The sequence below is a fragment of the Bacillus sp. FSL R5-0576 genome (genome assembly GCF_038004765.1).
Taxonomy (GTDB): Bacteria; Bacillota; Bacilli; order Bacillales; family Bacillaceae; genus Bacillus; species Bacillus subtilis.
On sequence record NZ_JBBORU010000001.1, the window covers coordinates 290,658 to 305,299 of the forward strand.

General features: G+C 47.1%; 13 protein-coding genes. 5 read left to right on the forward strand and 8 right to left on the reverse strand.

The features are described 5' to 3' along the window. Positions 1–18 precede the first annotated feature (18 nt). The 3 genes from srfAC to NX903_RS01465 all read left to right on the forward strand — a co-directional run bounded on the left by srfAC (position 19) and on the right by NX903_RS01465 (position 5,931). Entirely contained in the window at positions 19–3,846 is a 3,828-nt protein-coding gene (gene srfAC, locus NX903_RS01455) for a surfactin non-ribosomal peptide synthetase SrfAC (RefSeq protein WP_086343444.1), read from the forward strand. Between the two features lie 28 nt (positions 3,847–3,874). After that, positions 3,875–4,603 carry a surfactin biosynthesis thioesterase SrfAD gene (gene srfAD / locus NX903_RS01460; protein ID WP_003234568.1) on the forward strand — a complete coding sequence of 243 codons (729 nt, stop codon included), beginning with the start codon at positions 3,875–3,877 and terminating at the stop codon, positions 4,601–4,603. A 101-nt stretch (positions 4,604–4,704) separates the two neighbouring features. Then, complete coding sequence (locus NX903_RS01465; RefSeq protein ID WP_086343445.1) at positions 4,705–5,931, forward strand: MFS transporter; 1,227 nt, start codon at positions 4,705–4,707, stop codon at positions 5,929–5,931. Between the two features lie 14 nt (positions 5,932–5,945). Here NX903_RS01465 and NX903_RS01470 read toward each other — a convergent pair whose 3' ends face one another. Both NX903_RS01470 and NX903_RS01475 read right to left on the reverse strand, forming a co-directional pair. Next, on the reverse strand, positions 5,946–6,503 hold the full coding sequence (locus tag NX903_RS01470) for a YcxB family protein (RefSeq protein WP_086343446.1): 558 nt from the start codon (positions 6,501–6,503) through the stop codon (positions 5,946–5,948). A gap of 53 nt (positions 6,504–6,556) precedes the next feature. Beyond that, positions 6,557–7,495, reverse strand: coding sequence for a DMT family transporter (locus tag NX903_RS01475; RefSeq protein ID WP_086343447.1), 939 nt, complete (start codon positions 7,493–7,495; stop codon positions 6,557–6,559). Between the two features lie 123 nt (positions 7,496–7,618). Here NX903_RS01475 and NX903_RS01480 point away from each other — a divergent pair, with 123 nt between their 5' ends. Next, complete coding sequence (locus NX903_RS01480) at positions 7,619–8,953, forward strand: aminotransferase-like domain-containing protein (protein ID WP_086343448.1); 1,335 nt, start codon at positions 7,619–7,621, stop codon at positions 8,951–8,953. On the opposite strand, the gene NX903_RS01485 is transcribed toward NX903_RS01480, so the two are convergent. From NX903_RS01485 to bsdA, 6 genes are all read right to left on the reverse strand, one after another. Next, complete coding sequence (locus NX903_RS01485; protein WP_003234549.1) at positions 8,948–9,622, reverse strand: 4'-phosphopantetheinyl transferase; 675 nt, start codon at positions 9,620–9,622, stop codon at positions 8,948–8,950. The two genes, NX903_RS01480 and NX903_RS01485, sit on opposite strands and share 6 nt — an antisense overlap. Before the next feature lie 104 nt (positions 9,623–9,726). Beyond that, complete coding sequence (locus NX903_RS01490) at positions 9,727–10,374, reverse strand: YczE/YyaS/YitT family protein (RefSeq protein WP_003234545.1); 648 nt, start codon at positions 10,372–10,374, stop codon at positions 9,727–9,729. 320 nt (positions 10,375–10,694) lie between these two features. Then, complete coding sequence (tcyC, locus tag NX903_RS01495) at positions 10,695–11,438, reverse strand: cystine ABC transporter ATP-binding protein TcyC (protein ID WP_046664288.1); 744 nt, start codon at positions 11,436–11,438, stop codon at positions 10,695–10,697. A 13-nt stretch (positions 11,439–11,451) separates the two neighbouring features. Beyond that, positions 11,452–12,156, reverse strand: a complete 705-nt coding sequence (gene tcyB / locus NX903_RS01500) for a cystine ABC transporter permease TcyB (RefSeq protein ID WP_003234541.1) — start codon at positions 12,154–12,156, stop codon at positions 11,452–11,454. Continuing rightward, positions 12,143–12,949 (reverse strand): cystine ABC transporter substrate-binding lipoprotein TcyA, encoded by an 807-nt coding sequence (tcyA, locus tag NX903_RS01505; protein ID WP_015382752.1) that lies wholly within the window; start codon positions 12,947–12,949, stop codon positions 12,143–12,145. Before tcyA ends, tcyB begins: the two co-directional genes overlap by 14 nt. Positions 12,950–13,064: 115 nt before the next feature. Next, entirely contained in the window at positions 13,065–13,937 is an 873-nt protein-coding gene (gene bsdA / locus NX903_RS01510; RefSeq protein WP_003234533.1) for a transcriptional regulator BsdA, read from the reverse strand. An 89-nt stretch (positions 13,938–14,026) separates the two neighbouring features. Here bsdA and NX903_RS01515 point away from each other — a divergent pair, with 89 nt between their 5' ends. Beyond that, complete coding sequence (locus tag NX903_RS01515; protein ID WP_086343449.1) at positions 14,027–14,641, forward strand: non-oxidative hydroxyarylic acid decarboxylases subunit B; 615 nt, start codon at positions 14,027–14,029, stop codon at positions 14,639–14,641. Position 14,642: the final 1 nt, after the last annotated feature.

Below are 14,642 nucleotides of genomic sequence, written 5' to 3' on the forward strand. Positions count from 1 at the left end.
AAGGCGGGAGCGAAACATATGAGTCAATTTAGCAAGGATCAGGTTCAAGATATGTATTACCTATCGCCGATGCAGGAAGGGATGCTTTTTCATGCCATCCTGAATCCCGGCCAAAGCTTTTACCTTGAACAAATCACGATGAAAGTAAAAGGCAGCTTGAATATCAAATGTCTTGAAGAAAGCATGAATGTGATCATGGACCGGTACGATGTATTTCGTACCGTGTTCATTCACGAAAAAGTAAAAAGACCTGTCCAAGTCGTATTAAAAAAACGGCAGTTCCATATAGAAGAAATCGATCTGACACACTTAACGGGCAGCGAGCAAACAGCCAAAATCAATGAGTACAAAGAACAGGATAAGATCAGGGGTTTTGATTTGACGCGGGATATTCCGATGCGGGCAGCCATTTTCAAGAAAGCTGAAGAAAGCTTTGAATGGGTGTGGAGCTACCACCACATTATTTTGGACGGATGGTGCTTCGGCATCGTCGTACAGGATCTATTTAAGGTATACAATGCTCTGCGCGAACAAAAGCCGTACAGCCAGCCCCCCGTCAAACCGTATAAAGACTACATAAAGTGGCTTGAAAAGCAGGATAAACAAGCATCACTGCGTTACTGGCGCGAGTATTTAGAGGACTTTGAAGGACAAACGACGTTTGCGGAGCAAAGAAAGAAACAAAAGGACGGCTATGAGCCGAAAGAGCTGCTCTTTTCACTGCCGGAGGCGGAAACAAAGGCCTTTACCGAGCTTGCAAAATCGCAGCATACCACTTTAAGTACGGCGCTGCAGGCAGTCTGGAGCGTATTGATCAGCCGCTATCAGCAGTCTGGCGATTTGGCCTTCGGTACAGTTGTTTCAGGGCGTCCCGCGGAAATCAAAGGCGTTGAACATATGGTCGGGCTGTTTATCAACGTTGTCCCGAGACGTGTGAAGCTGTCTGAGGGTATCACATTTAACGGCTTGCTCAAGCAGCTGCAGGAGCAATCGCTGCAGTCTGAGCCGCATCAATATGTGCCGCTTTATGACATCCAAAGCCAGGCCGATCAGCCGAAACTGATTGACCACATCATTGTTTTTGAGAACTATCCGCTTCAGGATGCGAAAAATGAAGAAAGCAGTAAAAACGGCTTTGATATGGTGGATGTTCATGTTTTTGAGAAGTCGAATTATGATCTCAACCTGATGGCTTCCCCGGGAGATGAGATGCTGATTAAGCTTGCCTATAATGAGAATGTGTTTGATGAGGCGTTTATCCTGCGCTTGAAATCTCAGCTTCTCACAGCAATTCAGCAGCTCATCCAGAATCCGGATCAGCCTGTCAGCACGATCAACCTCGTTGACGACAGGGAGAGAGAATTTTTGCTAACCGGCTTAAACCCGCCGGCTCAAGCTCATGAAACAAAGCCTCTGACGGATTGGTTCAAGGAAGCAGTGAACGTCAATCCGGATGCACCTGCGCTTACGTATTCCGGCCAGACCCTGTCTTATCGCGAATTAGATGAGGAAGCGAACCGCCTTGCACGCCGGCTGCAAAAACACGGTGCGGGCAAAGGCTCTGTTGTAGCGCTGTACACGAAGCGCTCACTTGAATTGGTGATCGGCATTCTCGGTGTATTAAAGGCGGGAGCAGCCTATCTGCCGGTTGATCCGAAGCTGCCAGAGGACCGAATCTCGTATATGCTGGCTGACAGTGCGGCAGCCTGTCTTCTGACGCATCAGGAGATGAAAGAACAAGCGGCTGAGCTGCCGTATACAGGCACAACGCTCTTCATTGATGATCAAACACGGTTTGAAGAACAGGCAAGCGATCCTGCAACCGCGATTGATCCTAATGATCCGGCATATATCATGTACACGTCCGGCACAACCGGAAAGCCAAAGGGCAATATGACCACTCATGCCAATATTCAAGGTTTGGTCAAGCATGTAGACTACATGGCATTTTCTGATCAGGATACGTTCTTGTCTGTTTCGAATTACGCCTTTGACGCATTTACCTTTGATTTCTATGCTTCTATGCTGAATGCGGCACGGCTCATTATCGCAGATGAACATACGCTGCTTGATACAGAACGGCTCACAGATCTGATCCTGCAAGAGAATGTCAATGTCATGTTTGCGACAACCGCACTATTTAATCTTCTCACAGATGCGGGAGAGGATTGGATGAAGGGGCTTCGCTGCGTGTTATTCGGCGGAGAGCGCGCGTCTGTGCCTCACGTCAGAAAAGCGCTGCGGGTCATGGGGCCGGGCAAGCTGATTAACTGCTACGGGCCGACTGAGGGAACAGTGTTTGCGACAGCTCACGTCGTGCATGATATACCGGATTCCATCTCCTCATTGCCGATCGGAAAGCCGATCAGCAATGCCAGTGTTTATATTCTGAATGAGCAAAGCCAGCTCCAGCCATTCGGGGCGGTCGGTGAACTGTGCATCAGCGGAATGGGCGTGTCAAAAGGGTATGTAAATCGTGCTGACCTCACGAAGGAAAAGTTTATTAACAACCCGTTCAAGCCGGGAGAAACGCTTTACCGCACAGGGGATTTAGCACGCTGGCTGCCGGATGGAACGATTGAATACGCCGGCCGTATTGACGACCAGGTCAAAATACGCGGACACCGGATTGAGCTTGAAGAAATCGAAAAGCAGCTGCAGGAATACCCAGGTGTGAAAGATGCGGTCGTTGTGGCGGACCGCCCTGAGTCTGGCGATGCATCAATCAATGCCTACCTTGTGAACCGAACGCAGCTTTCAGCTGAAGACGTGAAGGCGCACCTGAAAAAACAGCTTCCTGCTTACATGGTGCCGCAAACCTTTACCTTCTTGGATGAGCTTCCTTTAACGACGAACGGGAAAGTCAATAAACGGCTGCTCCCAAAACCTGATCAGGATCAGCTGGCGGAAGAATGGATTGGACCGCGGAACGAGATGGAAGAAACAATCGCACAAATATGGTCTGAGGTTCTCGGCAGAAAGCAAATTGGCATTCATGACGATTTCTTTGCGCTCGGAGGGCATTCCTTGAAGGCCATGACCGCCGCTTCCCGCATCAAGAAAGAGCTCGGGATTGATCTTCCAGTAAAGCTTTTGTTTGAAGCGCCGACGATTGCCGGCATTTCAGCGTATTTGAAAAACGGGGGCCCTGATGGCTTGCAGGATGTAACGATAATGAATCAGGATCAGGAGCAGATCATTTTCGCATTCCCGCCGGTCTTGGGCTATGGCCTTATGTACCAAAATCTATCCAGCCGCTTGCCGTCATACAAGCTGTGCGCCTTTGATTTTATTGAGGAGGAAGACCGGCTTGACCGCTATGCGGATTTGATCCAGAAACTGCAGCCGGAAGGGCCTTTAACATTGTTTGGATATTCAGCGGGATGCAGCCTGGCGTTTGAAGCTGCGAAAAAGCTTGAGGAACAAGGCCGTATTGTTCAGCGGATCATCATGGTGGATTCCTATAAAAAACAAGGTGTCAGTGATCTGGACGGACGCACGGTTGAAAGTGATGTCGAAGCGTTGATGAATGTCAATCGGGACAATGAAGCGCTCAACAGCGAAGCCGTCAAACAAGGCCTCAAGCAAAAAACACATGCCTTTTACTCATACTACGTCAACCTGATCAGCACAGGCCAGGTGAAAGCAGATATTGATCTGTTGACTTCCGGCGCTGATTTTGACATGCCGGAATGGCTTGCATCATGGGAAGAAGCTACAACAGGTGTTTACCGTGTGAAAAGAGGCTTCGGAACACACGCAGAAATGCTGCAGGGCGAAACGCTAGATAGGAATGCCGGGATTTTGCTCGAATTTCTTAATACACAAACCGTAACGGTTTCATAAATGAAGTGATGAAAGGAGGAGACAGCCAATGAGCCAACTCTTCAAATCATTTGATGCGTCGGAAAAAACACAGCTCATCTGTTTTCCGTTTGCCGGCGGCTATTCGGCGTCGTTTCGCCCTCTCCATGCTTTTTTGCAGGGGGAGTGCGAGATGCTCGCTGCCGAGCCGCCGGGACACGGCACGAATCAAACGTCAGCCATTGAGGATCTCGAAGAGCTGACGGATTTGTACAAGCAAGAACTGAACCTTCGCCCTGATCGGCCGTTTGTGCTGTTCGGACACAGTATGGGCGGAATGATCACCTTCAGGCTGGCGCAAAAGCTTGAGCGTGAAGGCATCTTTCCGCAGGCGGTTATTATTTCTGCAATCCAGCCGCCTCATATTCAGCGGAAGAAAGTGTCCCACCTGCCTGATGATCAGTTTCTCGATCATATTATCCAATTAGGCGGAATGCCCGCAGAGCTTGTTGAAAATAAGGAGGTCATGTCCTTTTTCCTGCCTTCTTTCCGATCAGATTATCGGGCTCTTGAACAATTTGAGCTTTACGATCTGGCCCAGATCCAGTCGCCTGTTCATGTCTTTAACGGGCTTGATGATAAAAAATGCATACGAGATGCGGAGGGCTGGAAGAAGTGGGCAAAAGACATCACATTCCATCAATTTGACGGCGGGCACATGTTCCTGCTGTCACAAACGGAAGAAGTCGCAGAACGGATTTTTGCGATCTTGAATCAGCATCCGATCATTCAACCGTGATCAAAAGCGGACAGCTTCGGCTGTTCCGCTTTTTTTTATGTTGAATGCCAATTTTTGCATGGTATAATAGTCGAAATACCCAAATAAAGGAAGGTCGAAACATGCGCACGTCTCCCAGGATGAAATGGTTTGTATTGCTGTTTACGTTTGTTTTCGCCATCGGAATGAACTCATTCAGAAATTCCTTTCAATTTTTTATGCTGCCAATGGCGGATGCCTTCCATGCCGACAGGTCGCTGATTTCGGTTTCTGTCAGCATTTTTATGATCACAACCGGCATCGTCCAGTTTTTTGTCGGTTTTTTTATCGACCGTTTCAGTGTCAGAAAAATTATGGCGCTTGGAGCTGTCTGCATCAGCGCAAGCTTTTTGGTGCTTCCTTATTCACCGAATGTTCATGTGTTTTCCGCCATTTACGGTGTGCTTGGCGGAATCGGCTATTCCTGCGCGGTCGGCGTGACGACCCAGTACTTCATCAGCCGTTGGTTTGACACACATAAAGGTCTGGCGCTTGCTATTTTGACCAATGCCAACTCTGCGGGCCTGCTGCTTCTCTCGCCCATTTGGGCTGCGGCTCCGTATCATGCCGGCTGGCAGAGCACCTATACGATTTTGGGAATCGTCATGGCGGCTGTTCTGCTGCCGCTCCTCGTCTTTGGGATGAAGCACCCGCCGTATGCGCAAGCGGAGTCTGTGAAAAAATCTTATGATTGGCGGGGGTTTTGGAACGTGATGAAGCAATCCCGCCTCATTCATATCCTGTACTTCGGCGTGTTTACTTGCGGATTTACAATGGGAATTATTGATGCTCACCTCGTCCCGATACTGAAGGATGCGCATGTCTCTCATGTCAACGGAATGATGGCCGCGTTCGGGGCATTTATCATCATTGGCGGATTATTGGCGGGCTGGCTGTCCGATCTCCTCGGCAGCAGAAGCGTCATGCTATCCATCTTATTTTTCATTCGGCTGCTCAGCCTCATTTGCCTGCTCATTCCCATTCTCGGAATTCATCACAGCGACCTTTGGTACTTCGGGTTTATCCTGTTATTCGGGCTCAGTTACACAGGCGTGATCCCGCTGACCGCGGCGTCAATTTCGGAAAGCCATCAAACAGGATTGATCGGATCGCTGTTAGGCATCAATTTCTTTATCCATCAGGTTGCCGGAGCTCTCAGCGTGTATGCGGGCGGTTTGTTTTTTGACATGACTCATGGTTATTTGCTGATTGTCGCTGTGTGCATCGTGTTTGTGGGTTTATCGGCTGTAATAGAGCTGGTGCCGTTTTTAGATAAACAAAAGGCAAAAGAAACCCACCAATCAATATAAAAGGATCAGCACTGTCAATGCTGATCCTTTTTAAATTTGAGTTTTTTTGTTTCGGTATTTTTAAGGATAATCTCCTTGAATCTGTTCATCTCCACTTCGGAATGAAAAAAATGTTTTGGGATCGCAATATATTGGCTGCTGGATGTATTGATGCGGAAGATATTCTTATATTCGAAAACAGCTGTGATTTCATTCCAATTGAAAATGAGGTCATATTTTTTAGAACATATACGAATTCCTTCTTGGTTCAGAGTATATGTTCTTTTAGATTTCATCCGTTCGTTCTTCTTGTATGCTCTGGAAAACTTCACATATAGAAGCAGGAGGAGCAGCAGTGTAAACAGAACTGACATCACGATAATCAACATACTGTTCATAAACAAGTTAAGCGCGTCACTGCCATAAACGATACGGGGCCATCCGTTAATGAAGTTAACTGCAGCAAATATGGCGCAAAACAATAGAAAGTAAAAGCATGATATTTTTGCGATTTGATAAAAAAAGATTTCTCTTACATCCTTAAAAGTGATTTCTCCTGGAAGATTGATATTTTCACTAGCATATTGAATCATACGGTAAACCTACACCTCTAACCATGTTTTTCCTTTCAGTCTAGCATAATTTTTCATTTTTTTGCAGGCATACCAGGGCGCTTTGTTTTTTTCTCCAGATTGATATTGCTCCCCACCACGCCAATCATAATACAAACAGCCCCGGCAAGATGATACCAGGCCAGGCTTTCGTTGAGAATCACAACTCCTGCAATCATCGTCACAATGGTAGATACATGATTAAAAGCGCTCATTTTAAACGCCTCAATTCGCGACAGCGTATAGTTAGACAGAAATGAAGTGACAAGTGAAGACAGCACGCCCAAATACACAATGGCGAGAACGAAGCCGGGCTCCCGGAACGGCAGAAAATAAGTGCCGACTGTTCCCGCCGCTCCGTGACGCACAAGGGCGATGGCGTTGAAGACGACAAAGCCGATGGTTGACATGATGTAGGTGAGCTCGGTCAGCTTGAACCGCTGCGTCATTTTTCTGGCAGCAGTATTGTACATCGCTGAAGACAAAGCGGACAAAAGGATCAGCAAAGACCCTTTTAAGCTGGCTGATTCCACGTCAACGCCTTTCATCACAAAAATAAACATGACGCCGGCAACGGATAAAACTGTGAATCCCTTTTGCGTCCACGTTGGGCGTTCCTTTAAAACATAAGCGGCAAAGACCATCGTGAAAATCGGAATGGCTGCCTGAATAATTCCCGCTTCAGAGGAGGACGAGTACACAAGGCCGAATGCCTGAAAGCTGAAAAATAACGCGGGATACAGCAGGGCGAGCGGCAAAATGGCAATGACGTCCTTTACGCGGATTGATAGCTTTACCCAGCCGAATAAGATCGGTACAGTGGCCGCAGCAAACGCAATGGTGAACCGATGCGCCAAAATATCAAACGGCTCTGCTGTTTGCAGTGCGATTTTCACGAATAGAAAGGATAAACCGATAATGAACGAATATAAAATAGCCGCTATATAAGCGGGGGCTTGCTGATGTTTAACCATAATGGGAAGTGCTCCTTTACCTGAATTGCAGCGCCGGTCGCTCCCTTTATTGTATGGCCGCGGTCAGAACGGTACAATGAGAAAAACAATGAACTGTACCGGTACAAAACAGGGGGAGAAGGCATGGAGAAATATATGAGTCTAGTAACGAGGATAGAGGAGATGATGCAAAGCACCGCCTATCAAGAAGGAGACAGGCTTCCATCTATCCGTCAGCTGTCCGCCCGCTACCAAGTCAGCAAAAGCACAGTGATCCGCGCGCTGCAGGAGCTGGAAAAGCGCCACCTTATCTATTCTGTTCCGAAAAGCGGCTATTATATTGTGAAAAAGACAGGGAAATCAAAAAGCGGGCAGCCTGGCCCCATCGACTTTGCCACATCTGCGCCGGACCCAGATGTGTTTCCGTATCTTGATTTTCAGCACTGTATCAACAAAGCGATTGATACATACAAAAACGATTTGTTTATTTATGGGACGCCAAAGGGGCTTCCATCACTCATCCGCGTACTCCGAAAGCTCTTGGCCACTCAACAGGTATTTGCGGATGAACGGCATATTTTCATTACATCAGGTGTCCAGCAGGCGTTATCCTTGCTTTGTGCCATGCCGTTCCCAAATGGGAAAGAGAAGATCGCCATTGAACAGCCGGGCTACCATTTGATGGTCGAACAGCTTGAGACGCTTGGGATTCCCGCTATCGGGGTGAAACGAACGGAAGAAGGGCTTGATATAGCCGAGGTTGAGCGGTTATTTCAAACAGAATCGATTAAATTTTTTTATACGATGCCGCGCTTCCATAACCCGCTTGGCTGCTCATTGTCAGAGCGTGATAAACAGGAGCTTGTGAGACTGGCAGAAGCGTATGATGTCTATCTCGTTGAGGATGATTACCTCGGTGATCTGGAAGAAAATAAAAAGGCAGATCCGCTGTACGCATATGATCTGTCCTCACATGTCATCTATTTGAAAAGCTTCTCAAAAATGATGTTCCCCGGCCTTCGCGTGGGGGCGGCTGTTTTGCCCGAAGCGCTGACTGACACGTTCTATGCGTACAAAAAGCTGAACGACATCGACTGTTCGATGATTTCTCAAGCGGCATTGGAGATTTACCTGAAAAGCGGTATGTACGGCAGGCATAAGGAGAAAATCAGAGATTCTTATAAAGAGCGGTCGCTGAGGCTACATCAAGCCATTCGAACTCACAGGCAGCTGGGAAGCGGACGCTTTACGTTCTCCAGCGGGCAGGCACCCTGTATGCACACCCACCTGGTGCTTCCTCAGGATCTGCCCGCCTCAAGAGTGATTCATAGACTGAAAAAACAAGGGGTTCTCCTTGAGGCGATAGACCGTCATTATTTATCAGATTATCAGAAAGAAAATCTATTAAAAATCAATATTTCCAATGTGAAAACGGAAGATATTGAGCACGGTGTCAAGCTGTTGATGAGCCATTTATAAAAGCTCTTCGTACGAGACCATTGTGATATCCTCGGGGAAATCAGGGTGTGCGGCGCATACAGCCATTTTGTAGCCGGGATCGACCTCATACGTTTTGATATAGCATGGGGAATGGCTGTCCGGAAGCTCAATGGATACTTGTCCGTCCTGGTGCAGGCGCACTGAAAAGGAATCAAGCGGAAGCGATAAGCCTTTGCCTTCCTGTTTGATAAAGCTTTCTTTCATTGACCATAGATGATAAAAATAGTCTGTCTGCTCGTCCTTGTCTTTTGCTAAAAGGTCGCTGTACTCTGTTTTTGAAAAGAAGCGCTTGGCGATCTCAAGGCTGATCGGTTTCGTTTTTTCGATATCTATGCCGATCGGCTGTGAATCAAACGCGCAAATGACCCAGCGTCCGGAGTGAGAAATGTTGAAATGAGCGTCGGGAAGATCAGGGATGCACGGCTTCCCGTATTCCTGTGTGCTAAAGCGGATATCGGATTTGTCCAACTGATACTGCCTGCTTATGACTGAGCGAACGAGCACATCTCCCAGCAGGGTGCGGTGAGCATCTTCTTTATGATAAAATCTCCGGCATTTCTCCCGTTTTTCAGGTGATATGAAAGACATGAACCGTTCATTTTCTTCCTGTGAAAGCGGGCGGTCCATATAAATTCCGTAAATCTTCATTCTAGATCCTCCGTCTGCAAAAGATTGTCAAAACCATCCTATCATACTTCCACAAGACTCATATAGAGGAGAAAATAAAAAAACAAAGCCAAGGCGGCTTTGTTTTAGTGTACAGGCGGAGATGCTTTCACAGCGGCTGTCCGCCTTGCCACAGCATAATTCAGCAGCTGGATTGACTGGGGCAATGAAAAGCGCAAAATAAGTCCGGTGAGGATGGCGGTCAAAATGGTGCCAAAACCGATCGGTCCGCCCATGCCCCATGCCGCAAACAAAATGGTTAATTCCATGCCGTTCCGCACCCATTGCACATTCCAGCCGGTTTTTTCTGTAATCAGCATCATCAGTGAATCACGCGGCCCCGCGCCAAGGCCTGCTGATACATAAACACCGACGCCGTAACCAATCAGCACCACGCCTAGAGAGAAGACGATGATCGAGCCTGTGTAGGTCGAGGGGGCAGGCAGAATGAAATTGAAAAAATCTATAAATACACCAATGAGCACCATATTCAGGAGGGCACCAATTTTCGGCCAAGCTCTCGTAAACAATGACGTGAATCCGACGATGAGCGCTCCAATAATGATGGACCACTGGCCGACGGTAAGCCCGAAGTGCTGAAACAGGCTGTAATGAAATGCATCCCACGGACTAATGCCGAGTGCTTTTCCTTCTATCGTCAGGGATACACCAAAAGCCAAAATGATCAAACCGGCAAAATAAAATGTCCAGCGCAGAACAAGTTCTTGCTTCACGTGAGGTCCCTTCTTTCGTAAAAATCAGTCGATTGTCATTGTAGCACATCTGACAGAAGGGCGGAATAGGCGAAAGGGGCTCAACAAAAAAACAGGGCCGCCGCGGGCGCCCTGTTTCAGCGTGTTGGCAAACCCTTGCATTCGTTGTCAGGCCTGTGCTTCGGTGCTCACGAATTTAACATTCGCTGTGCTCCAATGCTCGCCCTTCCTAGACTTCAAAGGTTTTCAATCACGCTGAAAATCACAAAATCCTAAAACGAAAATCGTTTTAGGATTTTGTCAATAATCTGAAACAGGGCGCTGGCGCCCTGTTTTTCTTATTACAGCGGGTTCAAAATCCGGTTCAAGAACCGCTGTGTCCGTTCTTCTTTTGGTGCGGAGAAAATTTGCTCCGGCGGTCCTTGCTCCACGATAACGCCGCCGTCGATGAAGATGACTTCATCCGCAACCTCCTGCGCGAACTTGATTTCGTGGGTCACGACGACCATGGTCCAGCCTTCATTGGCCAAGTTCTTGATAACCTTCAGCACCTCTCCGACAAGCTCGGGATCAAGCGCTGAGGTCGGTTCGTCAAACAGCATGAGCTCAGGCTGAATCGCCAGTGCGCGGGCGATGCCGACGCGCTGCTGCTGGCCGCCGGAAAGCTGGAACGGATATAAATCCATTTTGTCCTTCAATCCGACTTTATCAAGAAGCTGAATCGCTTCTTTTCTGACTTCCTCTTTGTTCCGTTTTTGCACCTGAACAGGGCCTTCCATCACGTTTTCGAGGGCTGTGCGGTGCGGGAACAGGTGATACGCCTGAAACACCATTCCGGATTTTCGGCGAAGCTTTAGGATATCCGCCTGTTTCACCTTTTTGGAGAAATCGATGGAGAAATCATCAAATGCAAGCTCTCCGCGATTCGGGATCTCCAGAGCGTTCAGGCAGCGGAGCAGCGTCGTTTTCCCTGAACCTGAAGGCCCAAGTATGGCGATGACTTTTCCTTTTTCAATCTTCATATCTATCTTTTTTAAAATTTCATTTTCACCGAATGATTTGTTTAATCCTTTAACGGTAAGCATACTCGGAACCTCCTTATTTGGCCACGTAGCGGTCAAGACGCCGTTCGATGACATGCTGGACGAGTGAGAGCAGGAAGCAGATAATCCAATAAATAAAGGCTGCTTCAATATAGATCACTAAAATTTGATCAAGATTCCGCGCGCCGATTTCCTGGGCTTTTCTGAACAGCTCAGCGACCAGAATTTGAGAGGCGAGGGATGTATCTTTAATCAGGCTGATAAAGGTATTGGATAATGGCGGGATCGACACACGAAACGCCTGCGGCAAAATGACGCGGAACAGCGTTTTTTGATGTGTCATGCCAATTGTGTAGCCGGCTTCCCATTGCCCTTTCGGCACGGATAAAATAGATGCCCGAATGATTTCAGATGCATAGGCGCCGACGTTTAATGAAAAGGCGATAACTGCGCTTGGAAATGGATCTAATGTGACGTTAAAGGCCGGGAACAGATAGAAAATGATGAACAATTGAACGAGAAGAGGAGTGCCGCGTATTGCGGATACGTATACGCTGAACACCCATCTCAAAGGTCTCACTTTCGACATTCTGGCAAGCGCCGTAATCAGCGCCAGGATCATTCCGAATATAAAGGAAAGAATCGTAAGGGGAATCGTATAGTAGATTCCCCCTGAAAGTATCGGCCAGAATGACTGCTGCACCAGATCCCACGGGATCGCCGTGCCAAGCGTCAATGCCGGCAGATTATTTAGAAACATCTTCGCCGAACCATTTTTTAGAAATTTTAGAAAGAGTCCCGTCCTCTTTCATTTCTTTTAATGCTTTGTTGACTTGATCAACAACCTCGCCGCTTCCTTTACGGAACGTGAAATATGTTGACTGAGGATCACCTGTTTCAAACGCGATTTTCACGTTTTTATTGCCAGATGTTTTTAAGTAGTTCAATACGGCAAGCTTATCGTTGTATGTCATATCGACACGGCCTTGCTGGATCATTTGAAGGGCCTGCGCCATGCCTTCAACGCCTTCTACTTTAGCGCCGGCATTTGTAGCTAATTTGTTGTAGTTGCTTGTCAGTGATTGAGCTGACGTTTTTCCTTTTACATCTGCTTCAGACTTAATATCGTTGTTGTCTTTTTTCGTTACGACAACGGCTCTTGATGTTGTGTATTTATCTGAGAAATCATATTTGTCTTCACGATCTGTTTTTCCGACTTGGTTGGCAACAACGTCAAACCGTTTGGAATTCAGGCCGGCAAACATACTGTCCCACTGTGTTTCCTTAAAGTCGACTTTAAGCCCGAGGCGTTTTGCGACTTCTGTGATAACTTCGACATCATAGCCAGTCAGTTTATCAGTGTCTTTGTCGTGGTAAGTGAACGGCTCATATGTTCCTTCCGTTCCGACTGTGAGCACACCTTTTTTCTTAATTGAAGCCCAAAGATCGCCATCTTTGGCATTATCTTTTGACTGATTGTCATTTCCTGCTCCGCAAGCTGCAAGAGCTGCAATACTTACGACCATGAATAAAGCCAATAATGCTTTTTTCATCTTATTCCCCACTTTTCTGGTTGATTTTATTGAAATAAAAAATTAGCTTACAAATCTAAAGGATAACTTTTTTTTAGTATGAGTCAAGTATTTGGTTTTCATAAGACAAAATCTTTTAAAATAAATCCAAAAATTGCTGTGCCGGTTTAGGCAAATAACTGTCCGTTCTCCACATGACAGCCGGTGTCATAATGAAGGGATTATTTTCGATATGGACGGTGTGAACGTGATTTCTCATATGAACGGGAATCATTGTGACGGGCAAAATAGACGCGCCGAATCCGGATGACACGAGGCTGAGCAAAGTTGCAGAGTCGTGGCATTCACAAACAATGCGCGGCTCCAGGTTCAAACGATGAAATTCATTCATGACCTGATTATAGACGCCTTTTCCGTTGACAGGCCGCAGCAGGATCAGCGGAAATGAAGGAATGTCCTCCATCTTAATGGTGTCTCCGCACGGATATCCGGCTTCATCTGAAAGCACGAGCACACATGGAATGTCATCAAGCTGCTTGAATTGTACTGTGTCACTTTTGATCAGTGTTGTCGTGACCGCCGCATCGATTTGCCGGCTTTCCAGCAGTTCCAACAGTGTCGCGGGCTCATTTTCCCAAATATTAAAGGTGAGATGGGGGTATCTCTCTTTGATCTGTGTTACTTTTTCAAGCATCAGAGCCGCGCAATAAATTGTTGACCCCACGGCAAGTGTGCCGGCTACCTCCTCCTTCAGCTCCTGTACCTCAATGACTGCATCTTCAAACCTATGCAGAATCTCTTTTGCTCTTTTTAGAAAAACAGCTCCTTCATATGTAAGAGTCATTTGTTTTTTCTTGTTCCGGTCGAACAGAACAACACCAAGTTCGTCCTCCAGCTGTTTGAGCTGCCTGCTTAAAGGCGGCTGCGCCATGTGAAGCTTTTTGGCTGCGGACGTAATTTTCTGTTCTTGGGCAATGGTAATGAAGTATCGAAGCTGGCGAATATCCAAAAGAAAGCGCCCCCTTATCATACCTTTTAGGTATTAATTATAGATTTAATAGATATTTTTCATATGGATATATCAGGAGTATGATTGAAATGAAAGCAGAATTCAAGCGTAAAGGAGGGGGCAAAGTGAAACTCGTTGTCGGAATGACAGGGGCAACAGGGGCCATTTTCGGGGTCAGGCTGCTGCAGTGGCTGAAGGCCGCCGGAGTGGAAACCCATCTCGTTGTGTCTCCTTGGGCAAACGTCACGATCAAACACGAAACAGGCTATACCTTACAAGAAGTAGAACAACTGGCCACATACACTTACTCACATAAGGATCAGGCGGCAGCCATTTCAAGCGGGTCGTTTGATACCGATGGAATGATTGTTGCGCCGTGCAGCATGAAATCTCTCGCAAGCATTCGCACCGGAATGGCGGATAATCTGCTGACACGTGCGGCGGATGTCATGCTCAAGGAGAGAAAAAAACTCGTCCTCTTAACGAGAGAGACGCCTTTGAACCAAATTCATCTCGAAAATATGCTAGCGCTTACGAAAATGGGTACAATCATTCTTCCTCCGATGCCGGCATTTTATAATCAGCCGAGCAGCTTAGAGGAAATGGTTGACCATATTGTATTCAGAACGTTGGACCAATTCGGCATTCGGCTTCCTGAAGCGAAGCGCTGGAATGGGATTGGAAAACAAAAAGGAGGAGCTTGAT